General features: G+C 72.4%; 21 protein-coding genes and 1 pseudogene. 8 read left to right on the forward strand and 14 right to left on the reverse strand.

Annotated features, from left to right (window positions below; genetic code table 11):
* Window positions 1-71: 71 nt before the first annotated feature.
* The gene (locus ACN267_RS23765) at window positions 72-1,424 is read left to right on the forward strand and encodes an ABC transporter substrate-binding protein (protein WP_204958537.1); all 1,353 of its coding nucleotides are present in this window, start codon (window positions 72-74) and stop codon (window positions 1,422-1,424) included.
* Window positions 1,425-1,469: 45 nt separating this feature from the next.
* On the opposite strand, the gene ACN267_RS23770 is transcribed toward ACN267_RS23765, so the two are convergent.
* On the reverse strand, window positions 1,470-2,213 hold the full coding sequence (locus ACN267_RS23770; RefSeq protein ID WP_204958536.1) for an enoyl-CoA hydratase/isomerase family protein: 744 nt from the start codon (window positions 2,211-2,213) through the stop codon (window positions 1,470-1,472).
* Window positions 2,210-3,064: a 3-hydroxyacyl-CoA dehydrogenase family protein gene (locus ACN267_RS23775; RefSeq protein WP_421490483.1), complete on the reverse strand. Its 855-nt coding sequence runs from the start codon at window positions 3,062-3,064 to the stop codon at window positions 2,210-2,212. Before ACN267_RS23775 ends, ACN267_RS23770 begins: the two co-directional genes overlap by 4 nt.
* A 169-nt stretch (window positions 3,065-3,233) precedes the next feature.
* Here ACN267_RS23775 and ACN267_RS23780 point away from each other — a divergent pair, with 169 nt between their 5' ends.
* Complete coding sequence (locus ACN267_RS23780) at window positions 3,234-3,536, forward strand: hypothetical protein (protein ID WP_204958535.1); 303 nt, start codon at window positions 3,234-3,236, stop codon at window positions 3,534-3,536.
* Between the two features lie 32 nt (window positions 3,537-3,568).
* Here the strand turns inward: ACN267_RS23780 and ACN267_RS23785 are convergent, their stop codons facing one another.
* Window positions 3,569-4,351: a class I SAM-dependent methyltransferase gene (locus tag ACN267_RS23785; protein ID WP_204958534.1), complete on the reverse strand. Its 783-nt coding sequence runs from the start codon at window positions 4,349-4,351 to the stop codon at window positions 3,569-3,571.
* Window positions 4,352-4,394: 43 nt separating this feature from the next.
* On the opposite strand from ACN267_RS23785, the gene ACN267_RS23790 reads away from it, so the two are divergent.
* Window positions 4,395-4,784, forward strand: a complete 390-nt coding sequence (locus tag ACN267_RS23790) for a PPOX class F420-dependent oxidoreductase (protein WP_204958533.1) — start codon at window positions 4,395-4,397, stop codon at window positions 4,782-4,784.
* 114 nt (window positions 4,785-4,898) lie between these two features.
* Here ACN267_RS23790 and ACN267_RS23795 read toward each other — a convergent pair whose 3' ends face one another.
* Both ACN267_RS23795 and ACN267_RS23800 read right to left on the reverse strand, forming a co-directional pair.
* The gene (locus ACN267_RS23795) at window positions 4,899-5,108 is read right to left on the reverse strand and encodes a BldC family transcriptional regulator (RefSeq protein ID WP_007073996.1); all 210 of its coding nucleotides are present in this window, start codon (window positions 5,106-5,108) and stop codon (window positions 4,899-4,901) included.
* A gap of 251 nt (window positions 5,109-5,359) precedes the next feature.
* Window positions 5,360-6,199 (reverse strand): hypothetical protein, encoded by an 840-nt coding sequence (locus tag ACN267_RS23800; RefSeq protein ID WP_204958532.1) that lies wholly within the window; start codon window positions 6,197-6,199, stop codon window positions 5,360-5,362.
* Window positions 6,200-6,410: 211 nt separating this feature from the next.
* Here ACN267_RS23800 and ACN267_RS23805 point away from each other — a divergent pair, with 211 nt between their 5' ends.
* Window positions 6,411-7,493, forward strand: a complete 1,083-nt coding sequence (locus ACN267_RS23805) for a Glu/Leu/Phe/Val family dehydrogenase (RefSeq protein WP_204958531.1) — start codon at window positions 6,411-6,413, stop codon at window positions 7,491-7,493.
* Window positions 7,494-7,833: 340 nt separating this feature from the next.
* Complete coding sequence (locus ACN267_RS23810) at window positions 7,834-8,052, forward strand: DUF3073 domain-containing protein (protein WP_088641959.1); 219 nt, start codon at window positions 7,834-7,836, stop codon at window positions 8,050-8,052.
* A 180-nt stretch (window positions 8,053-8,232) separates the two neighbouring features.
* Here the strand turns inward: ACN267_RS23810 and amcA are convergent, their stop codons facing one another.
* From amcA to ACN267_RS23835, 5 genes are all read right to left on the reverse strand, one after another.
* On the reverse strand, window positions 8,233-8,466 hold the full coding sequence (gene amcA / locus ACN267_RS23815; protein ID WP_204958530.1) for a multiple cyclophane-containing RiPP AmcA: 234 nt from the start codon (window positions 8,464-8,466) through the stop codon (window positions 8,233-8,235).
* Window positions 8,435-9,538, reverse strand: coding sequence for a cyclophane-forming radical SAM peptide maturase AmcB (gene amcB, locus ACN267_RS23820; RefSeq protein ID WP_308447897.1), 1,104 nt, complete (start codon window positions 9,536-9,538; stop codon window positions 8,435-8,437). Before amcB ends, amcA begins: the two co-directional genes overlap by 32 nt.
* 129 nt (window positions 9,539-9,667) lie before the next feature.
* Complete coding sequence (purM, locus tag ACN267_RS23825; protein ID WP_204958528.1) at window positions 9,668-10,822, reverse strand: phosphoribosylformylglycinamidine cyclo-ligase; 1,155 nt, start codon at window positions 10,820-10,822, stop codon at window positions 9,668-9,670.
* 59 nt (window positions 10,823-10,881) lie between these two features.
* The gene (purF, locus tag ACN267_RS23830; RefSeq protein ID WP_204958527.1) at window positions 10,882-12,417 is read right to left on the reverse strand and encodes an amidophosphoribosyltransferase; all 1,536 of its coding nucleotides are present in this window, start codon (window positions 12,415-12,417) and stop codon (window positions 10,882-10,884) included.
* 167 nt (window positions 12,418-12,584) lie between these two features.
* The gene (locus ACN267_RS23835) at window positions 12,585-12,857 is read right to left on the reverse strand and encodes a sterol carrier family protein (protein ID WP_239485382.1); all 273 of its coding nucleotides are present in this window, start codon (window positions 12,855-12,857) and stop codon (window positions 12,585-12,587) included.
* A gap of 231 nt (window positions 12,858-13,088) precedes the next feature.
* On the opposite strand from ACN267_RS23835, the gene ACN267_RS23840 reads away from it, so the two are divergent.
* Window positions 13,089-15,425 carry a carboxypeptidase regulatory-like domain-containing protein gene (locus ACN267_RS23840; protein WP_421489690.1) on the forward strand — a complete coding sequence of 779 codons (2,337 nt, stop codon included), beginning with the start codon at window positions 13,089-13,091 and terminating at the stop codon, window positions 15,423-15,425.
* A 74-nt stretch (window positions 15,426-15,499) separates the two neighbouring features.
* Here ACN267_RS23840 and ACN267_RS23845 read toward each other — a convergent pair whose 3' ends face one another.
* From ACN267_RS23845 to purS, 4 genes are all read right to left on the reverse strand, one after another.
* The gene (locus tag ACN267_RS23845) at window positions 15,500-16,255 is read right to left on the reverse strand and encodes a 2-phosphosulfolactate phosphatase (RefSeq protein ID WP_421489691.1); all 756 of its coding nucleotides are present in this window, start codon (window positions 16,253-16,255) and stop codon (window positions 15,500-15,502) included.
* Window positions 16,256-16,259: 4 nt separating this feature from the next.
* Window positions 16,260-19,073, reverse strand: a complete 2,814-nt coding sequence (gene purL, locus ACN267_RS23850; protein WP_421489692.1) for a phosphoribosylformylglycinamidine synthase subunit PurL — start codon at window positions 19,071-19,073, stop codon at window positions 16,260-16,262.
* A 70-nt stretch (window positions 19,074-19,143) separates the two neighbouring features.
* A complete protein-coding gene (gene purQ / locus ACN267_RS23855) occupies window positions 19,144-19,827 on the reverse strand; it encodes a phosphoribosylformylglycinamidine synthase subunit PurQ (protein ID WP_088641952.1) in 684 nt (227 codons plus the stop codon).
* Entirely contained in the window at window positions 19,824-20,084 is a 261-nt protein-coding gene (gene purS / locus ACN267_RS23860; RefSeq protein WP_088641951.1) for a phosphoribosylformylglycinamidine synthase subunit PurS, read from the reverse strand. Before purS ends, purQ begins: the two co-directional genes overlap by 4 nt.
* 462 nt (window positions 20,085-20,546) lie before the next feature.
* Between purS and ACN267_RS23865 the strand changes: the two genes are divergently transcribed.
* Together ACN267_RS23865 and ACN267_RS23870 are read left to right on the forward strand one after the other, a co-directional pair.
* Window positions 20,547-21,230 carry a S1 family peptidase gene (locus tag ACN267_RS23865; RefSeq protein WP_204958522.1) on the forward strand — a complete coding sequence of 228 codons (684 nt, stop codon included), beginning with the start codon at window positions 20,547-20,549 and terminating at the stop codon, window positions 21,228-21,230.
* 24 nt (window positions 21,231-21,254) lie between these two features.
* Window positions 21,255-21,820 (forward strand): annotated as a pseudogene (locus tag ACN267_RS23870) (YbjQ family protein).
* The last annotated feature ends 462 nt before the right edge of the window (window positions 21,821-22,282 follow it).

Raw genomic sequence — 22,282 nt, forward strand, 5'->3', positions numbered from 1 at the left:
CCTCCCTGCTCCCACGGCCCCTGCCGGCACGCTATGGTGCGCACCGGACCTGCGCCGGAGGAAGGACCACCATGCTCGTAACCCGCGGCCCGCGCGCGGCCATCCTGGCGGCCTGTGCGTCGTTGCTGCTCGCCGTCAGCGCGTGTGGAACGACCGACAAGCCCGAGGAGGCGGCCACTCCGCAGGTGCGTCTGTACGGCACCGACGGCAACATGCAGAACTCCTTCGCCGCCGAGTTGAAGGACCGGGCCGACCTCGTCGACGGCATGAAGGGCACCACCCCGCTCACGCCGCTCAGCGACGACTTCAAGCAGCGGCTCCGTACCGTCGACTCGAAGCTGACCGACTACCTCTATGCGGCGGAGTCGTACGACGCGGTCATGATCAGCGCGCTGGCCGCCCAGCTCGCCGGCAGCACCGATCCGGCCGACATCGCCAAGCAGATCGTCGGGGTGACCACCAACGGCCAGCGCTGCACCGACGCGGCGAGCTGCCTGGCCCTGGCCCGCGACGGTCAGGACATCGAATACCGTGGCCCGTCGCTGAACCGGGCCGGCTTCACCGATCTCGGGGAGCCGGCCACCGCCAGCTACGCCACCCTGCACTTCGACAACCAGAAGATCAACGACGCGAAGACCGAGTTCGTCGGTGCCGGGGACGAGTCCGGGGTCAGCACCAAGGCCGCACCGAAGGCGAAGAAGCAGCGGGGCGGGGGCAACGACCGCAGCGACGGCTCCCCGCTGATCATCGGCGGCCTGCTGCCCAAGACCGGCGACCTGGCCCTGGCCTATCCGCCGCTGGCCGCCGGCGTGGCGCTGGCGATCAAGGAGATCAACGCCGCGGGTGGGGTGCTCGGCGATCCGGTGACCTGGTTCGACGGTGACGACGGCACCAACCCGGCCGTGGCCAAGGCCACCGTGGCCTCGCACGTCAAGAACAAGGTGCAGGTCATCATCGGGGCCGCCGCGTCCGGGATCTCCGCCGCCGTGTTGCCTGACGTGGTGGCGGCCGGCAAGATCCTCTTCTCGCCGTCCAACACCGACGCGGGGTTGAGCCAGGCCGACGACAAGGGCCTCTACTTCCGGACCGCGCCGCCGGACAGCCTCCAGGGCCGGGCGCTGGCCGACGTGATCCTCCGCGACGGCCCGCACAAGATCGTGGTGGTCGCCCGTAAGGACTCCTACGGCGAGGGCCTCCAGGAGACCGTCCGCGCCGAGCTGGAGCGGGCCGGCTTCGGCAACGACCGGGTGAAGCTGCTCACCTACGAGCCGCCGGCCGACGCCAAGGCCCCGCCCGTCGACTTCGGCAGCCTGGCCGGCGAGATCAAGAACTACCAGCCGGAGGCGGTCCTGGTCATCGGCTTCGGTGAGTCCGCCGGGCTGATCAAGGCGCTGGCCGACGCGGGCGTGCCGATCCGCCACTGACACCGGCGGGGGCGGCACCGGTCCGGTGCCGCCCCCGCTCCCGGCTCACCGGGGCCGGCGACGCTCCAGGAACTCGGTCATCCGGCGGTGCTTCTCCTCGTCCTCGAAGAGCACCGCCTGGCTGACCAGGTCGAGCTGCGGGTGGGCACCGGGCGGGGCGTCCACCGCGAGCTTGGTCAGCCGCAGCGCCAGCGCGGAACCCTTCGCCATCTCGTCGAGCAGCCCGTGTGCCGTGGGCAGCAGCTCGGCCGGCTCGGCCACCACCCGGTTGACCAGGCCGATCCGCAGCGCCTCGTCGGCGTCCACCCGGCGGCCGGTGAAGAGCAGTTCCTTGGCCCGGCCCTCACCGACCAGGGCCGGCAACCGGTGGGTCGCCCCCGCGCCGGCCAGGATGCCCAGCCGCACCTCCGGCTGGCCGAAGACCGCCCGTGCCGTGCACACCCGCAGGTCGCAGGCGTACGCCAGTTCCGCGCCGCCGCCCAGCGCGGGGCCGTCCACCGCCGCCACGCTCGGCATCGGCAGCGCCCGCAGCCGGGCGAAGGCGGCCGAGTTGATCGCGGCGAGCGCGTCCAGCCGACCCCGCTCGCGGAGTTGACCGATGTCGGCCCCGCCGGCGAAGAGCCCGTCGGTGCCGCCGGTGAGCAGCAGCAACCGGGGCCGGGCCTCCAGCGCGGCGCAGACGTCGTGCAGCGCGCCGATCAGGTCGGCGTCGATGGCGTTGCGTTTCTCCGGCCGGTCCAGCGTCACCACCACCCGGTCAGGCAGCTCCTGCACCCGTAGCCCGCTCACTGCCGGCGACCGTCCTTCCACACGTAGAAGCCCTGGCCGGACTTCTTGCCGAGTTTTCCGGCGGCGACCATCTCGACCAGCAGCGGGGGCGGGGCGAACCGGTCACCGTAGGCGGCCTGGAGGGTCCGGGCGATGTCCAGCCGCACGTCCAGGCCGACCAGGTCGGTCAGCTCCAACGGGCCGACCGGGTGCCGGTAGCCGAGCACCATCGCCTTGTCCACGTCGGCCGGTGCGGCCACCCCGTCGGCGACCATCCGGATCGCCTCCAGGCCGAGGGTCACCCCGAGCCGGGAGGTGGCGAAGCCGGGCAGGTCGCGTACGACGACGGGGTCCTTGCCCAGCCGACCGGCGAGCGCGACCGCCGCCGCGGTGGTCTCCGGCGCGGTGGCCGCGCCGACCACCACCTCCAGCAGGGTCATCGCCCAGACCGGGTTGAAGAAGTGCAATCCGAGGAAGGACTCCGGCCGGGCCAGCCCCTGCGCCAGCTCACCGATGGGGATGCTGGAGGTGTTGCTGCCCAGCAGCGCCGGGCGCAGCCGTTCGGCCTCGGCGAGCACCGACCGCTTCAGGTCGGGCCGCTCGGGCACCGCCTCGACGATCACCTCCGGCGCCGGGGCGACCTCGACGAGCGCGCCGCGCAGGGTGATCCGGGCCCGCTGCGCGGCAGCCTCGTCGGCAGTGAGCTTCCCGCGCTGCACCGCCCGTTCACACAGCTCGTCGAGGCGGACGGCGGCGGCCTCGGCCCGCCCCCGGTCCACCTCGACCAGTTCGACCGGGTAGCCCGCGCCGGCCGCCACGTAGGCGATGCCGAGCCCCATCGTGCCGGCCCCGACGACGACAAGACGACTCATGGACGCTCCCTCACTGCGTACGGCGGCGTGCGGGGTCTCCGGCACGCCCTGCCGCTCGCTCCGCTGGCTCATGGGTGCGACCCTATGCAGCACCGTTCCCGGCGGCATGCGTGGGGGACCGCCGCACCGGGTACTGACGGCCCAACGTCAAGGGAAGGAACCAGTCGACATGAGCCAGGCACCGGAGACCGTGGACAGCGGCACCACCGACGGCACGGCGGTCGTGGAGACGCGCGGCGACGAGCGCGTCGACCTGCTCCGCGCCGACACCAACAACGACGGCAAGACCGACGTGTGGGTGGTGGACACCGACGGCGACGGCCGGGCGGACCTGTTCCAGTTCGACACCGACGGCGACGGCAAGGTCGATATCACCATGGTCGACCTCGACGAGGACGGCACCCCGGACGAGGTGGTCGACGGCGACGGTGGCCTCCCCCCGGAGCAGCTCCCGCCGACCGTCCAGGTCTGACCGGAGGGCGGGGGGCCCGACCGGGCCCCCGCTCACCTGCCACGCAACCGCAGGGTGGCCAGGTAGTACGGGGCGTCGCGGTCGTCCACGTCGGTCAGCTGCCACGGGGTGCCCCGGACCAGCTCGGCCAGTTCCTCGGCGGAGCACACCAGGTAGTCGAACCACTCGGTGCCCAGTTCGCGGTAGCGCAGCCGCAGCCGCAGTTGCCCGCCGAGTCGACCCCGCCGCCGGTTCCGCTCGTGGTAGCCGGTGTGCACCGGATCCGTGGTGCCGTACGGGTCGGTGCCGTGCGCGATGACCTGCGCGCCGGGCCGGGCCAGGGCGGCCAACGCGGCGAGGAACGCCGGGGCCCGCTCCCGCCCCTCGAACAGCCCCAGGTTGTTGCCGAGCAGCAGGAACGTGTCGTAGCGCCGGCCGTCGGCGACGTGCTCGTCGACGGTGCCGAGGACGAGGTCCCGGACCCCCCGGTGCCGGCTGACCCGCAGCGCCCCCGGCGAGGTGTCCAGCCCGGTCACCGGGATGCCGCGCTCCTGGAGCAGCAGCGCGATCCGCCCGCCGCCCACCCCGACGTCCAGGGTGGCACCCCGGGTCCGGTCCACGGCCCGGTGGTCGTACGGCTGCCAGTGTTCCGGCCCGTCCAGGTAGTGCGCGGCGGGGGCCCCGTTGACCAGTCCGTCGTCCCGTTCGATGATCTCGATGACCGGTCGGGGCAGCCGCCCGCCGACCAGCGGCCGGGGGCCGATCCCGGTGTGCACCGCGTACGCGTCGCGCAGCAGTTCGCCGAACACGTCGCCGAGTCGAGGTTCTCCGCTCACGACCTGCACGCTATCCGGGTCCGGCCGCCGTATCCTGGGCGGCGTGACCGACCTGGACCGCCTGGCGGCGGAGAAGTACGTCCTGCTGACGACGTTCCGCAAGGACGGCCGTGCGGTGTCCACCCCGGTCTGGGCGGTCCGCGACGACGACACGCTGGCGGTCTGGACGGTCGCCGACTCGGGCAAGGTCAAGCGGATCAGGCGGGACGGCACGGTGACGGTGGCCCCGTGCGACGTGCGCGGCCGTCCGCTGGGTGAGGCGGTGCCGGGTCACGCGGTGCTCTGCGGCCCGCAGGAGAGCGGCCGGGTACGCGACCTGCTCAAGCGCAAGTACCGGCTGCTGGGGCGGTTGACCCTGCTCGGCAGCCGGCTGCGCCGGGGCGAGGCGGGCACCGTCGGCATCCGGATCAGCCTGACCGCTCCGCCCGGGTGACCGGGTGCCGGCCACGCCGGTGGCACTGCCCGGGGGTGGAGACGACTCAGGGGCGGTGGTACGTCGCTGCTGCGACGTCCGCCCGCCCCTGAGGTCCGTAACGTTCTGACCGGGTCAGTCCCCCTGGCGCTGCTGGGGGATCTGGCCCTGTAGCAACGCCCGCACCTCCGACTCACGGTACCGACGGTGTCCGCCCAGGGTTCGGATCGCGCTGAGCTTCCCCGCCTTGGCCCACCGGGTCACCGTCTTCGGGTCGACACGGAACATCGACGCCACCTCGGCCGGCGTGAGTAGCGGCTCTGGTTCGTGCGTTCGCGATGCCATCGGTCACTCCTCCACATGGATAGACATCGGCCGGGGTCCCGCCGGCCGACGCGTCTCCCATGGTCCGGCTAGTCCCCGATGTCCGACATGGGCCGAACGGCCGAAGGTCCCTAGACGGACGGATGAACCATGCCCGATTTATCTGACTTTTACACGGCAGAAAGTACCTTATTCGGACTCATGATCACGGTTCGTGATGCGTCAACTACGAGTATGACTCATAATTGACAGGAGGAATGGGCGATATCTGGTTAATTGCACCGCTCCAGCAGCTGGATCGCGCGCCACCTGGCCACCAACCGGTCGTACGCCGCCGACGCCTCGTCGGTCTCGCCCCGGGAGAGCCCGGCCAGGCCGCCTGCCACCAACTCCGGCGAATCGTCAGCGGCGAGCGTCTCGTCGGAGAGCAACTGCACCAGGCCGCCGTAGTCCAGCTCGACCACGGAGCGGGGATGGAACTCCTCCAGCCAGCGGGCGGCCTCCTCGACCGCCTCGGTGATCGGCGCGGCCCCGACCGACTTCTTGAGCACCGACAGCGCCCGCGAGGCCCGCCGCCGGGCCTTGGAGATCTCCGTGCGGTAGCGCAGCGTCCGCCGCTCCGGCCGGGTGACCAGCTCCCGCTCGCCCGCCTCGACGAGCACGAACCACCGCAGCGGCACGCCCCAGGTCGCGATCTGCTCGTGCAGCCGGGGCACCCCGTGCTCCAGCACCCGGGCGCCGCTGCGCCAGTCCTCCACCACCGTCTTGGCCTGCCCGGCCAGAATCGGTGGGACGAACGCGTCGGCGATCACCGACGGCACCCCCTCCCGGGCGCTCAGGGCCGCCTCGGCCACCCGGACCCGCAGGTTCCACGGGCAGACCAGCAGCGCGTCGTCGACCTCCAGCACGTACGCCTCGTCAGGCAGGTCGGGCAGCCGGGTCCAGCCCGCGCCGAGGGCCGCGATGACCGCGGTCCGTTGCCGGCCCGGCCCCTCCAACGGGGCCACCGCCCGCCCCTCCCGAACGTAGCGTCGCCAGTACGACTGACGGTCCCGGTCGAAGGCGGTCAGCGGCTCGTACACGCGCAGGTAAGAAGCGAAGAGCGACGGCACCGCGCGATCCTTTCACGAAACCCGGTACCGGTGCCGCTGCCGTCGTGCGCGACCGGAACACCCGGCGGGCGGCTCCCGGCCGGCCCGGTGGCGCACGACGTGGACGACGGCCCGGTTCCCGACCGATATTAGGCTGACCAGCGCCGGCAGCATCCCCGCCGGCGACCGGGTCCACGCCCCACAAGGGCGTACACCGACACAGGAGCGAGCCATGGGCGTATTCGTGAGCACCGACGACCCCGGACCGGCCGGCCACGAGCAGGTCGTCTTCTGTCAGGACAGGCAGAGCGGCCTCAAGGCGATCATCGGCATCTACTCGACCGCGCTGGGGCCCGCGCTCGGCGGCACCCGGTTCTACCCGTACGCCAGCGAGGAGGCGGCGCTGGCCGACGTGCTGGACCTGTCGCGCGGGATGGCGTACAAGAACGCACTGGCGGGGCTGGACCTGGGCGGTGGCAAGGCGGTCATCTGGGGCGATCCGAACCAGGTCAAGAGCGAGGCGCTGCTGCGCGCGTACGGACGGTTCGTGCAGTCCCTGGCCGGGCGCTACTACACCGCCTGTGACGTGGGCACCTACGTGGCCGACATGGACGTGATCGCGCGGGAGACCCGGTACGTCACCGGGCGCAGCGTGGAGCACGGCGGGGCGGGCGACTCCTCGGTCCTCACCGCCTGGGGCGTCTTCCAGGGGATGCGGGCCGCCGCCGAGCACGTCTGGGGCACCCCGAGCCTGCGCGGACGCCGGGTCGGGGTGGCCGGGCTGGGCAAGGTCGGCAGGCACCTGACCGGGCACCTGGTCGACGACGGGGCCGAGGTGGTGGCGACCGACGTCGACCCGCGGGCGCTGGAGTGGGCGCGGACCAACCACCCCGGGGTCGCCCTGGTCGCCGACGCCTCCGCGCTGGTCGCCGCCGACATCGACGTGTACGCCCCGTGCGCGCTCGGCGGCGCCCTGAACGACGACACCGTGCCGGCCCTGCGGGCCCGGGTGGTCGCCGGCGCGGCCAACAACCAGCTCGCCCATCCCGGCATCGAGAAGCTCCTCGCCGACCGGGGCATCCTCTATGCCCCCGACTACGTGGTCAACGCCGGTGGGGTCATCCAGGTCGCGGACGAGATCGAGGGCTTCAACTTCGACCGGGCCAAGCTGCGGGCCACCCGGATCTTCGACACCACCCGGCAGATCCTCCGGCTGGCCGACGACGAGGGGGTGCCGCCGGCGGTGGCCGCCGACCGGCTGGCCGAGCGCCGGATGGCCGACGTGGGTCGGCTGCGCGCCATCCACCTGGGCTGAGCCCACGTCCCGGGTGCGGTGACGGTCCGCGCCCGGGACGCGACCACCCGTACCGGCCCGGTTTCCGTGCGGCTGTCGGCCCCGGCGGGTGGACCACGCGCTAGCATGGCGTTTCGCGGCTTTTGGGGCTGCTTGACCGGCGTCATGGGCGGTTCGCCACTGACCCCTTACCGGGTACACTCGGTGACGGGTGGGTGACTGCGACGCGCAGGGCCGGCAGACGGTAACCCGAGGTGCCGAACGGTGGCATCCCCATGTACCGTAAGAGCCACGAGAGATGCCTGACGTCATCGGGGCCCGCCTTCGGGCTGCCCCGCATTCTGTGCGAGGGGGTCGAGCCATGGGGCGCGGCCGTGCTAAGGCCAAGCAGACGAAGGTGGCGCGGGAGTTGAAGTACCACTCCCCGAACACCGACCTCACCGCCTTGCAGCGCGAACTGGCGGGTGCTGGTGGGAAGTCTGAGCAGCACTTCGACGACGACTACAAAGAGTATGTCGACGACGACGATGAGGATCATGCGGACGACGACCCGGACCCCTGGGCTCCTCCGACCCGCTGACCTCCGGTCACACTGAGCACGCGGCAACTTTCCGCGTGCTCACGCATGTGCCCGACCAGAGCAGCGTCACCACCGACGATCAGGGACCCGCCACCCCCGGAACACGCTCCGGCAGGTAGGCGCGGTCCCTGATCGGGGTGGCCGGGGCCCGCCGCCGTACGACGAGGCCGTCACCACCGCTCAGCGCGGCCGGTTGTTCCAGTTGTAGAAGGTCGGGATGTTCTCGAAGTGGTTCCAGGCGCAGACCGCGCCGGCACCCTCCGGGTCCGACACCTCCGCCCGGTGGCGACGCGCGGCCTCGGCCTCGTGGAGCAGGGCGGAGAGCCCCGAAGCGGCCTCCCGCACCCGGTCGGCGACCTGGTCCGGGCCGACCCCGACCCGCTCAGCCGGCTGGTGACTCGTGGTCTCGGGCATGCTCCAACACTCCCTCCAATAGGCGGATCTTGCTGTTGCGGCAGTGCTCGGTCTCCGTACCGTCGAACCGCCCCTGCTCGAAGTAGCGGTTGGCCGCGTGGCCACCGCCGCAGAAGCCGAAGTACGGGCAGGACGACCGGCACGCCTCGACGCCGGTGAGGAACTCACCCACCCAGCCCGTTCCCGCCGCCCCGGCCAGGATCTCGGCCAGCGGGGTGGCCAGCACGTTACCGCTGCTGAAGTCGCCGTACCGGGCGTCGGTGAAGCCGGCCAGCTCGGGGGAGAGCACGGTCACCGAGCCGTCGTGGCCGATCGTCGGGATCGGGTCGAGCTGCCGGGGCAGCAGGTCGCCCTCCGCGCCGGCCAGCACCGCCGCCGCGTACCGCAGCGACCACTCGACCTCACGCAGGTGCACCCTCGGTGCCCGCCGCCAGGCCGCCACCAGCTCCGCCCAGAACGCGGTCACCGCCGCCGCGTCGTGCGCATTGCTGCGGGTGTTGACCCCCTCGGTCTCCTCGATGTTCAGCCCGAGCACGTCGCACCCCAGGTCGAGAAAGTAGTCGTACAGCTCGGTGGCGAGCCCCGGCGTCGGCCGGCTCACCACCGCCAGCGCCGAGAACGGCAGACCGTACCGGCGCAGCGCCGCGACCCCCCGGACGATCCGGTCGTACGCCGGCCGGCCGGCCCGGGTCACCCGGTCGCCGTTGCGGGCGACCGGACCGTCCACGCTCACGCTCACCCGCACCCCGTGCGCGGCGAAGAACGCGCACCAGGCGTCGTCGATCAGGGTGGCGTTGGTCTGCACGTGGTGCTCCACCCCGGCGGGGAACGCGGCGATCAGCGCCGCCAGGTGCTCCCGGCCGGCGGCGAGCGGCTCACCACCGTGCCAGACCACCGAGAACCGCCCCCGCGCCAGCCACGGGGTCACTGCGGCGGCGACCGCCTCGGCCACCGCGAGCGGCATCCGCCGGTCGGCCGACCGGTGCGGCAGATAGCAGTACGCGCAGTCGAGGTTGCACAGCGTCGTCGGCTGCATCACCACGTACGACGGGATCGCCGCGATCCCCTGCATGCCCGTCACGGACCGGCACCGAGCAGCCATCGACCCTCCTCCCCCATGCCCGAAGTGTCCTTCAGGCTAGGCGGCGACGGCCGCTCGGGTGAACCCCCGACCAGGCGTCCGGCCGAGCAGCCCCGCCGGTCAGCCCCGGGTGTGCTGGCCGATCATCTGCACGTTGCCGGTGCCCTCGATGATCTCGCCGGCCTGCCAGGCGTCCACACCCCGGCCGGCCAGGGTGGCCAGCGCGCGGTCGGCGTCCTCGGCGGAGACGATGGCGAACATGCCGACGCCCATGTTGAACGTCGACTCCATCTCCGGGTCGTCGATCCGGCCCTTGGACTGGATCAGGTCGAAGATCGGCTGCGGCTTCCAGGTGGCCCGGTTGACCACCGCGTCGACGTGCTCGGGCAGCACCCGGACCAGGTTGCCGGGGATACCGCCGCCGGTGACGTGGGCGATCGAGCGCACCTCCGCCTCGGTGATCAGCTTCAGGCAGTCCTGCGCGTAGATCTTGGTCGGGGTGAGCAGCTCCTCGCCGAGGGTGCGCTGCCGGCCGAAGTCGTCGATCACCACGTCCAGCCGCATCCGGCCGGCACCGAGCAGCACGTGCCGGACCAGGGAGTAGCCGTTGGAGTGCAGGCCGGACGAGCGCATCGCGATCACCACGTCGCCCACCTCGACCCGGTCCGGGCTGAGGATCTCGCTCTCCTCGACCACACCCACCCCGGTGGCGGAGACGTCGTACTCGTCGGGACGCAGCACACCCGGGTGCTCGGCGGTCTCGCCACCGAGCAGAGCGCAGCCGGCGTACCGGCAGCCGTCGGCGATACCCGCGCCGATCTCGGCGACCCGGTCCGGCACGACCTCGCCGGTGGCGATGTAGTCGAGCAGGAACAGCGGCTCGGCCCCGCACGCCACCAGGTCGTCCACGACCATCGCGACCAGGTCGATGCCGATCGTGTCGTGGATGTCGAGCTGCTGGGCGATGACCAGCTTCGTGCCCACCCCGTCGGTGGAGGACGCCAGGATCGGGTTCTTGTACTTCTTGGTGTCCAGCCGGAACAGGCCGGCGAAGCCGCCCAGGTCACCCATGACCTCCGGCCGCCGGGTCTCCTTCACCTTCGACTTGAGCAGCTCGACCGCCCGGTCGCCCGCCTCGATCGACACCCCGGCGTCGGCGTACGAGACCGAGCGTTTGCGGGTGGTGCGGCCGGTCCCCGCCGTCCAGGGCTGGCGGTCGCCACCGGCACCGCTCGGGCTGCTTCCTGCGCCGCTGCGCTCGGACACGTAGGTCACGGTTCTCCCCTTTGTGGTTCTCGGTGCCGCGCCGACGGTGGCCGGGCGACCCCGGTGTACTACGGGCGGTGGGCGGTCGCGCCGCCCGGAGTGGCGACGAGCGGTGTGTGGTGCTCCGGAGCGTCAGGGGCGTCGGCGACCCGCCGGCCCACCCCTTCGAGCACGTGCTTGCCGATCAGGTTCCCGGCCGGCAGGTCGATCGGGTACTCCCCGTCGAAGCAGGCCCGGCAGAGCCTGCTCCTGGGCTGTTCGGTCGCGGCGATGAGACCGGGGAGCGAGACGTAACCGAGGGTGTCGGCGCCGATCGAGCGTCGGATGCCCTCGTTGTCCAGCCCGTTGGCCAGCAGTTCGGCCCGGGTGGCGAAGTCGATGCCGTAGAAGCACGGCCAGTTCACCGGCGGGGAGGAGATCCGGACGTGGACCTCCAGCGCGCCCGCCTCGCGGAGCATCCGGACGATCGCCCGCTGGGTGTTGCCGCGCACGATCGAGTCGTCGACCACGACCAGCCGCTTGCCCCGCACGTTCTCCCGAAGCGGGTTGAGCTTGAGTCGTACGCCGAGCTGGCGCAGGGTCTGCGACGGCTGGATGAAGGTCCGCCCCACGTACGGGTTCTTCATCAGGCCGGCGCCGTAGGTGATGCCGGACGCCTCGGCGTAACCGATGGCGGCCGGCGTGCCCGATTCGGGCACCGGGATCACCAGGTCGGCCTCGACCGGGTGCTCCTTGGCGAGTTGCCGGCCGATCTGCACCCGCGCGGCGTGCACGTTGCGGCCGGCGATGGTGGCGTCCGGGCGGGCGATGTAGACGTACTCGAAGAGGCAGCCCTTGGGCTCCGGCGCGGCGAACCGGCTGGACCGCAGGCCCTCCTCGTCGATCGCGATCAGCTCGCCCGGCTCGACCTCCCGGACCACGCTCGCGCCGACGATGTCCAGCGCGGCGGTCTCGCTGGCCACCACCCAGCCGCGTTCCAGCCGGCCGAGCACCAGCGGGCGGACGCCGTGCGGGTCGCGGGCGGCGTAGAGGGTCGACTCGTCCATGAAGACGAAGCTGAACGCGCCGCGTAGCTGCGGCAGCACCTCCAGCGCGGCGGCCTCCACCGACAGGTCGGGGCGGCTGGCCAGCAGCATGGTCACCAGGGAGGTGTCGTTGGTGGCCCCGTCGTCGAGCAGGCCGCGCTCGGCGACCTCCTTCTGCAACTCGGCGGTGTTGACCAGGTTGCCGTTGTGCGCCAGGGCGATCGTGGTGCCGGAGGTCGTCGACCGGATGGTCGGCTGGGCATTTTCCCAGGTCGAGCCGCCGGTGGTGGAGTAACGCGCGTGCCCGATCGCCAGGTGGCCGCGCAGGCTCTTCAGGGTCGGCTCGTCGAACACCTGGGCCACCAGGCCCAGGTCCTTGTAGACCACCACACCCGAGCCGTCGCTCACCGCGATGCCGGCGGCCTCCTGGCCCCGGTGCTGGAGTGCGTAGAGACCGAAATAAGTGAGATTGGCGACCTCTTCACCCGGGGCCCAGACGCCGAAGACGCCACACGCGTCCTGGGGGCCGGGTCGCTGGGGGTCAAGGTCGTGGCTCAGCCGGCCATCGCCTCGGGGCACTGCCGCTCCCTCATGCTGGTCTGGACTGGCCTGGCGGAGCCGGGGGCTGCTCCGCGCCTTTCGGCCCTGGACCACTGTCGTCGCCTGACAGTGTACGCGAACACGAGTCGATACAGAAAGTCACGATCCACCTCCACCCCGTCACCTCATCCGGCGGAACGGCGCAGCTAGAGCGGCAGATGGTCGGAGAGATCCGCCCGGTTTCCGCTCACCTGTATGCGACCGTCCGTGACCGCCTGCCCCCACGACAGCCGTCCGGTTGCCAGCGCCAGCCAGGTGTCCGCCGCCATCTCCACCACGTTGGGCGGGGTGCCCCGGGTGTGTCGGGGCCCAGGAACGCATTGAACTGCACCGTAAGGTGGGACACGCACCTCCACCGATCGGCCGGGGGCACGCTCCGCGAGGGCGGTCAGAAGGGTACGGACCGCCTCGCGGTACATCTGACGTTCGGGCGTACGCCCCTCATCGAGCGCCGTCAGCGCCGCCAGCACCACGGCGGACTTAATGTGCGGAGAGGACACGACGGGACGATACGACCCGAGGTCGAAGTGGGTGACGCTGGCCCCTGGGTCGCGCCGATCCGGTCAGACAAGGCATAGTTGCCGACGGCGTATTCGTACCGTGATGATCCCCGGCCCCCGCCGGGGAAGTCAGACCGGAAGGCGGTGGACGTGTCAACACACCGACGTGCCTGGACGCAGCGGGCCGGTGTGGTCGTAGCGCTGGTGGCCGGCGCCCTGCTCACCGTCCCCGCCACACCCGCTTTCGCCGCTCCGAGCGTCAACAACGTGTCGGCGTCCCCGAGTTCCGTCGAAGCAGGGAAGACCACCCAGGTCAACTTCTCGGTCACCGTCAGTGATGATGCTTCGGTTGACATCTCGGTGACCTCCAGCAATGGCAAGCTGCGCTGCGTGAACGGCTGCAACCGCAGCAAGGTCAACCAGAGCGGCAACTTCAGCGCCGGCTTCACCCTCGCCGACGACGCGTCCAACGGCTCCGCCCAAATCACTGTCCGAGCCGTCGATGCCAACGGCGAAGATTCGGGCAGCACCACCGTGACCCTGGTGGCCAAGGCCGCGCCGCAGACCACCCCGCCGCAGGACAAGCCGACTGTGAAGTCGATCTCCGGCAAGGTGGTCGTGGCGGCCACCGGCGACGCGGTGCCCAACGCGGTGGTGGGCCTGGAGGACTCGACAGGCAAGCAGTTCAACACCACCAGCGACGGCAGCGGCAACTTCCGGATCACCGGGTCGAGCGCCAACCCGATCGCGCCCGGCTCGATGGTGCTCGGGGCCAGCAAGGACGGCGTCGTCGCCACCAAGCCGATCAGCGCGGGGGCCGGGCAGAGCCTGAGCAACCAGCGGATCAGCCTGGCGTTGAAGGTCGAGGTGAGCCCGAGCGCCACCCCGTCGACCACCGTCGAGGCGACCCCCTCGGAGGAGACGACCGAGGAGACCACCGAGGAGTCCACCGAACCGACAGGCGGGCAGCAGCAGGCCGCGTCGCAGGACGACGACAGCGGATTCGGCTCCTTCCTGATCATCCTGCTCGGCGGTCTGCTGGTGGCGGCCGGCGTCGGCACCATCGTGCTGCTCTGGATCCGCCGCAAGAACGCCGACGACGACGGCAACGGACCGGTCGGTGCCGCTGCGGCGGGCGACGTCCCCGGCCCCCGGAGCCCACGCGGCACCGACGACCAGACCCGGGTGGTCAACCGGGTCGGCGGCGGCCCCGACCCGACGATGGTCGGCAGTTCCGCGCTCAGCGACGCGCCGACGATGTTGCAGCGGCCGGTCGTCGACGACGTCCCGCCGGACCCGTACGGCGCGCCACCGCAGCCCTACGGCGCACCGCAGGACAACTGGGCCGGCGCCGGCGGCTACGGCGACGAGCCCGGCGGCTACGGCGGCCAGCCGGGCGGCTACGGTGCCGCACCCGCCTCCGGTGGCGGCTACGGTGCGGCCGGCGCGGCGGGTGCCGCCGCAGGCGCGTACGGCGCGGCGAACCCCCCGGCCGGTGGCTACGGCAACGCGCCGTCCTCCGGGAGTGGCTACGGTGCCGCCCCCGCCTCGGGCGGCGGCTTCGACAACGCCCCCGCCTCCGGGGGTGGCTACGGCAACGCGCCCGCGTCGGGCGGCGGTTACGGCAACGCGCCCGCCTCCGGGGGTGGCTACGGCAACGCCCCCGCCTCCGGCGGCGGTTACGGCGGTCGGGACTACGGGGCGACGGCCGGTGCCGGCTACCCGGCGCAGGCGCAGGCCGGCGGCTACGGCGGCGACCAGCGTTACGACGAGCCCACCGGCCGGTACACCGGCGACAGCACCGCGTACGCGCCGGCTGCCGACCCGTACCCGACGAGCACCTACCAGCCGGAGCCCGACGCGTACGGCCAGCCGGGCGCGGGTGGTGGCTACGGCCAATCCGAGCAGGGCGGCTACGGGCGGGGTGCCGAACCGACAGGTGGTTACCCCGGCGGCGGCTACGGTCAGCAGGCCGGTTACGACACCGGCCCGGCCCAGGGTTACGGCGGCGGCCAGCGCGGCGGCTACGACCAGCCGACCGGTGCCCACCAGGGCGGCCAGCACGGTGGCTACGACCAGCCGACCGGGTACGACCAGCCGACGGGCGCCCACCAGGGTGGCTACGACCAGCGCGGCGGCGGGTACGACCAGCGCGGCGGCGCCCACCAGGGCGGGTACGACCAGCAGGGCGGCTACGACCAGCGCGGCGGGGGCTACGACCAGCAGCCCGGCTACGGCTCCCCGCAGGGCGGCGGCTACGGCCAGGCCGGCGGCTACGGTGCCGAGCAGCAGCAGGGCGGCTACGGCCAGGAACCCCCGCAGCAGCGCGGCGGCGGGTACGACCAGCAGGGCTACGACCAGCAGCAGGCCGGCTACTACGGCGAGCAGGGCCAGCCGGGTCGTGACCAGCCGCCGTCAGGTCGGGCCCGGCCGGACGGCCCGCCCCCGGAGCGGGGCGGACGCCGCCTCGACTGGCTGGACGACTGACCCACAGGCGACAACGGTGACAGTGGGCCGCCCCGACACGGATCGGGGCGGCCCACTGTCGTTTCCGGTCGGGGTCAGCCGGCCGAGAAGACACCCTGGCGGAGCACCGGCACCACGGTCGAGACGTCCCGCTGGACGGCCGCCTCGACGTCCCCGGCGAAGCCGCTCTCGATCAGCTCCCGGCCGGAGACGCAGCCACGTACCGCCGCCGGCACGTCCGGGGTGCTGGCCAGGGCGGCGAGCGTCATCGCCGCCTCCACGGACAACCCACCGGGCACCCCGGAGACGGCATCCAGCACACTGGCCGCACCCAGCAGGTCCTCCACCGAGGGGCGCAGGGTGCCGTCCGGCCAGCGTTCACCGGCGGCGATCACCCCGACCGGGGCGTCCGTCGTGCCGTACCCCCGGTGGTGCAGCCACCGTCCGACGGCGCGGGCGTTGCGCAGGCAGGCCGCGACCACCGGTCGGCCGGTGGCGCTGGCGGCGGCGCTGATCGCGGAGCCGTTCGGCGACGGCAGCACCAGGTCGGCGACGGCGGGCGCGCTACCCAGGGCCGCCGGGGACAGCGACCACGGGTGCGCGCTGGTGGTCTGCCGACGGCCCACCGCCGCCACCGCGCCGACCCGTCGCGCGTAGTCGGCCGCCTGCTCGCCCCAGGGGAACGGGTGGACCCGCACCCCCCGGGCGACCGCGACCTCGACGGCGGTGGTGAACGACAGGACGTCCACCACCACCAGTACGGCACAGACCCGGCCGAGTTCCGCCGCCCCGGTCAGCCCCCAGTCGAAGCGGGCACCCGACCCGGGTTGGACGTGGACGGCCGAGGCCACCGCCTCAGCGCTGATCGGGCGTCGGGCGCTGCCCGTCGCCGGCCTCGGAGGTCGCCGCGTCGGCCTGCGGGGTGGACCCGGTCGTCGGGGCGGCGGGAGCGTCCGACGTCGGCGCGGTGCCCGCCGGGGCATCCGGTGCCGGCACGGAGCCCGCGACGTCGTCCGACGAGGCGGCGTCGTCCGCCGGGTCGTCCGACACCGGGTCGGTCGACGTCGGCCCGCCCGACACCGGGGCGTCGGTCGTCGGAGCGGCCACCACCTCGGCGGCCGGGTCGTCCGCGTCCGCCGGCTGCTGCCGCTGCGGCACGTCCACCGGCTGCGTGGCGGTGGCCGGCGCGATCGTGGTGGTGCCCGTGCGGACCGCCTCGACCTGCACCTGGGCCGCCTCCGGGCCGCCGAAGAGCCGGGGCAGGGTCGCGGTGTGCGCCGCCCGCAGCTCGTCCAGGCCGATCCGGAACTGGCCGTGCACGTCCAGGACACCGCCCGCCGGGTCGGTCACGCCGATCTGCTCCCACGGCACGCCCCGCTCGTCGCAGAGGGCGGTGAACGCCTTCTCGTGCCCCCGGGGCACGGTCACCAGCGCCCGGCCGGCCGACTCGCTGAACAGGAAGACGAACGGCAGCGAACCGTCGGCGAACCGCTCCGGCACGCCGATCCGGACCCCGACGCCCCGACGCAGGCTCGACTCGACCAGGCTCTGCGCCAGGCCGCCGTCGGACAGGTCGTGCGCGGAGCTGAGGTGACCCACCCGGGCCGCCTCGGCCATCAGCTCGGCGAGCTGGCGCTCCCGGCCCAGGTCGACCTGCGGCGGCATGCCGCCGAGGTGCTCGTGCGTCACCCAGGCCCACTCCGAGCCGGACAGCTCCACGTGCGTGTCACCGAGCAGGTAGACCTGGTCGTGGTCGCCGTTGGCCCGGGGCACGAAGCCCATCGGCACCCGGTCGGCCACGTTGTCCAGCACACCCAGCACGCCGACCACCGGGGTCGGGTGGATCGCGGCGGCACCTGTCTGGTTGTAGAAGCTGACGTTGCCGCCGGTCACCGGGATACCCAGCTCCAGGCAGCCGTCCGCCAAGCCGCGGACGGCCTCGGCGAACTGCCACATCACGCCCGGGTCCTCCGGGGAGCCGAAGTTGAGGCAGTTGGTCACGGCGATCGGCTTCGCGCCGGTCACCGCCACGTTCCGGTACGCCTCGGCGAGCGCCAGCTTCGTCCCCTGGTAGGGGTCGAGGCGGGCGTACCGGCCGTTGCCGTCGACCGAGAGGGCGACCCCGAGGCCGGTGCTCTCGTCGATCCGGATCACGCCGGAGTCCTCCGGCTGGGCCAGCACGGTGTTGCCCAGCACGTACCTGTCGTACTGCTCGGTGACCCAGGTCTTGTCGGCCAGGTTCGGCGAGGCGATCATGCGCAGCAGGGTCTCCCGCAGCGCGTCGGGGTTGCTCGGCCGGGGCAGCGTCTCGGCCCGGTCGGCCTGGAGCAGGATCAGGTCGGCCGGCTCCCGCATCGGGCGGGCGTAGACCGGGCCGTCGTCGACCAGCGAGCCCGGCGGCACGTCGACCACCACGTGGTCGTTCCAGGTGACCAGCAGCCGGCCCGGCCGGCCGTCGGGCGCGGGCGGGGTGACCTCGCCGATCGCGGTGGCGAGCACGCCCCACTTGTCGGCGGTCTTGAGCACCGCCTCCAGCTTGTCCGGGGTGACCACCAGCAGCATCCGCTCCTGGGACTCGCTGGCCAGGATCTCGTGCGGCTCCATCGACGGCTCGCGCAGCGGGACCCGCTCCAACCAGACCCGCATGCCGGTGCCGGCGGACGCGGCGGTCTCGGTGAGCGCGCAGGTCAGGCCCGCGCCGCCGAGGTCCTGGATGCCGACGACCAGCTCGGCGTCGTACAGCTCCAGGCACGCCTCGATCAGCAGCTTCTCGATGAACGGGTCACCGACCTGCACCGACGGGCGGCGCTGCTCACTGCCCTCGTCGAAGGTGGCGCTGGCCAGCACCGACACGCCGCCGATGCCGTCGCGACCGGTCTTCGCGCCGAGCAGCACCACGACGTTGCCGGGGCCGGCGGCGTCCTTCTTCTGCAACCGGTCGACCGGCAGCACGCCGAGGCAGAGCGCGTTGAGCAGCGGGTTGCCCTGGTAGCAGGGGTCGAAGACCAGCTCACCGCCGATGTTGGGCAGGCCGAGGCAGTTGCCGTAGCCGCCGACGCCGGCGACCACGCCGGGCAGCACCCGGGCGGTGTCCGGGTGGTCGGCCGCGCCGAACCGCAGCGGGTCCATCACCGCGACCGGGCGGGCACCCATCGCGAGGATGTCCCGGACGATGCCACCGACACCGGTCGCCGCGCCCTGGTAGGGCTCGACGAAGCTCGGGTGGTTGTGCGACTCGACCTTGAAGGTGACGGCCAGCGTGTCGGAGACCCGGACGACGCCCGCGTTCTCCCCGATGCCGGCGAGCAGCCGGTCGCTGGGCGGGGCCTTCTCGCCGAACTGGCGCAGGTGCACCTTGCTCGACTTGTAGGAGCAGTGCTCGCTCCACATGATCGAGTACATGGCCAACTCGGCCTGGGTGGGGCGGCGGCCGAGGATGTGCCGGATCCGGTCGTACTCGTCGTCACGCAGGCCCAGCTCGGCGTACGGCTGGAGCTCGTCGCCGGTACCGGCGGCCCGCTGCACGGTGTCCACGCCGTCGGCCCAGTCGGTGGCCGGCGTCGGACCGCTGTGCCGGCCGGCGTCGGCCGGCGGCGCGACGGCCGCGTGCGGTTCCGCCGGGGCGACGCCCGCGGCTGCCCGAACGGCCGGGTCCTGGTGGGTGGTCATGACCTCTCCTCGCTGCGCTCGTACCCGCCGGTGGGGCGGTGGAGCCGACCGATGTTGCCGCCGAGCACCGTCACGCCGGTGTCCCCACCAGGTGCTTGAGCACCGAGGTGAAGAAGCCGAGGCCGTCCAGGGAGGGGCCGGTGAGCGCCTCGACCGCGTGCTCCGGGTGGGGCATGATGCCGACCACGTTGCCGGCGGCGTTGGTGATCGCGGCGATGTCCCGCTGCGAGCCGTTGGGGTTGCCGCCGACGTAGCGGGCGACGATCCGCCCCTCGGCCTCCAGCGCGTCGAGGGTGGCGGTATCGGCCACGTAGCAGCCCTCGCCGTTCTTGACCGGGATGAGGATCTCCTGGCCGGGCTGGAAGGTGTTCGTCCAGGCGGTGCCGACCGACTCGATGCGCAGGACCTGGTCGCGGTTGCGGAAGTGCAGGTGCTGGTTGCGGGTGAGCGCGCCGGGCAGCAGGTGGGCCTCGCAGAGGATCTGGAAGCCGTTGCAGATGCCGAGCACCGGCAGGCCGCCCCGGGCGGCGTCGACCAGGGTCTCCATCACCGGGGCGAACCGGGCGATGGCCCCGCAGCGCAGGTAGTCGCCGTAGGAGAAACCACCGGGGAGGACGACGGCGTCCACCCCGTGCAGCTCGGGGTCACCGTGCCAGAGCCGGACCGGCTCCGCGCCGGCGATCCGCACGGCGCGGGCGGCGTCCCCGTCGTCCAACGAGCCGGGGAAGGTCACCACTCCGACGCGGGCGGTCACGAGTTCGCGTCCGCGGTCTCGTCGGCCTCGACCCGGACCGTGAAGTCCTCGATGACGGGGTTGGCGAGCAGCTTGTCGGCGATCTCCCGGGCCCGGTCCAGGTCCGGTTCGCCGGTGAACTCGATCTCGATCCGCCTGCCGATGCGGACGGAGGCGACGTCACCGACGCCGAGCCGCGGCAGCGCGTTTGCGACGGCCTGGCCCTGAGGATCGAGGATCTCGGGCTTGAGCATGACGTCGACGACGACGCGAGGCACTGGGCACTCCTGACTGTGTACGCAGTTGGGTGCCGGCCCACTACGGGCGAGCGCAGCCAGCGTACCTGGCAGATTCCGGTCCGGACGCACCGGCCGGGCGCAGTTCAGGCAGTGATCGACATTACCGGACGCCGGGACGTGTGGTCGAGATCCGTTCGTTGCCGCTCTGATACGGGATTGTTGCCGATCGTCGTCGCGTCGCCCCGACACACCCTACCTGAGCAGGCAATACGCGGCTCAACGCCAGATTTGCGACCGGTATCCGACAAACAGGGACGAGCACATCCCGGGTCATTCCTGTCACATTGGTCGATCTCGATGACAGTCTTGTGAAGCCGCTCACCGCCCCCTAGCCTCAATCGCCAGATATCGATGCCTGGTCGACGTCAACGAGGGGCCACCCCCGCCCCGACGCCCGACCCCGCCCGGTGATCCCGGGCCCGACCCGAAGGAGTCCCCCCGATGCGTCTCCGCTCCACGCTCGCGGTGCTCACCACCGCCCTCGCCGGCGTCCTCGTCGCCGCCTCCGGGGCCACCGCCGCCCCGGCCGGCCCGCAGCCGATCATCGGCGGCAGCACCGTCTCCTCCGCCCCCTGGGCCGCCGCGGTCTTCAGCAACGGGTCGTTCACCTGCTCCGGCAGCGTCATCTCCGCCCAGTGGGTGCTCACCGCCCGGCACTGCGTCAGCGGCACCATGTCCGTCCGGGTCGGCAGCGTCTACTACGCCTCCGGCGGCACCACCCGCACCGTCAGCGCCTCCTACACCCGCAACGACCTCGCCCTGCTCCGGCTGTCCAGCACCGTCACCAACACCCCGGTCAGCCTGGCCAGCAGCAACCCGCCCGTCGGCTCCACCAACACCATCTACGGCTGGGGCATGACCTGCTACAGCGGCTGCGGGGCGTCCAGCCAGCTCAAGACCGCCTCGGTGCAGGTGACCAGCACCAACGCCACCGACGCGTACGGCGGCCAGGCGATCCGCAGCACCCGGATCAACGGCAACGCCTGGCGCGGCGACTCCGGCGGCCCGCAGTTCTACAACGGCCGGCAGGTCGGCGTCGCCTCCACCGCCGACGGGTCGAGCATCCAGAACTACGGCAGCGTCGCGTACAACCGGGCCTGGATCACCTCCACGGCCGGTGTCTGACGGTTACCACCCCGGGCGGTGCGGATGGCCGGTCGCGTGCCGGCCGTCCGCGCCGACTCGTTTTGCAGCATCCGACCAGGTGCCCACGGCACGCTTCGACACCGCACGGCTACTGACAGCATCGAACCGTGCTGGTCGTGACGACGGATCAACTGCCCGGCTACGAGATCCGCCAGATCCTCGGCGAAGTGGTGTCGTCGATGGCGCGGACCCGGAACCCGTACCGCGAGGGGGTCAAGAACCTGCGCGGCGGCGCGTACGACCCGATGGCCCCGGACAACCTCACCCGCTGGCGTACCGACTCGGTGGCCCGGCTCGGCGAGGAGGCCCTGCGCATCGGTGCGAACGCCGTGGTGGGGATGCGCTTCGACAGCCGGGACTGCGGCGAGATGTGGATGGAGATCTGCGCCTACGGCACGGCGGTGATCGTGGTGCCCAAGGTCCCCGACGTCATGCCGCACGACCAGCCCCTAGTCGCCGCCGAGACCGCCCACGACCCGGGGTTCGCCGAGGCCCCCGGAGGCATCGCCGAACCGGCGAGCGCCCCCAACCTCTCCTCCGCCGCCGAAACCCCCACCCGAGACTCCTGACCCACCCGCTCCACCTCGAGTGTCCCGCGGTCCCCCGCCCCGGCCCGGCCCGGCCCCGGTGATCAAGAGGTTTACGCCAATTCGATCTTCAATGCTGACGCAAACTTCTTGATCACCGGCCAGAGCCGACGGCCGCCCAGGCTGGAGTGACGTGATCAAGAGGTTTGGGGCAGGTTCAGCGCTGGCAGTGACGCAAACCTCTTGATCACCGGTGAGAACACCCGCCCCTCCGGGCTTGGGGGCGTGATCAAGAGGTTTACGCCAATTCGATCTCCAGCGGTGGCGTAAAGCTCTTGATCACCGGGGAGAGGCGACAACCGCCCGGGGCTTGGGGGCGTGATCAAGAGGTTTGGGGCTGGTTGGGCTTGGGTGGTGACGTAAAGCTCTTGATCACGGGAGAGGTCGGGTGGGGGAGGGAGTGGCGGGAGGGGGGAGGGCGGGAGGGGGGGAGGGCGGAAGGGG

The sequence above is a fragment of the Micromonospora sp. WMMD734 genome (assembly GCF_049178975.1).
Lineage (GTDB): Bacteria > Actinomycetota > Actinomycetes > Mycobacteriales > Micromonosporaceae > Micromonospora > Micromonospora wenchangensis.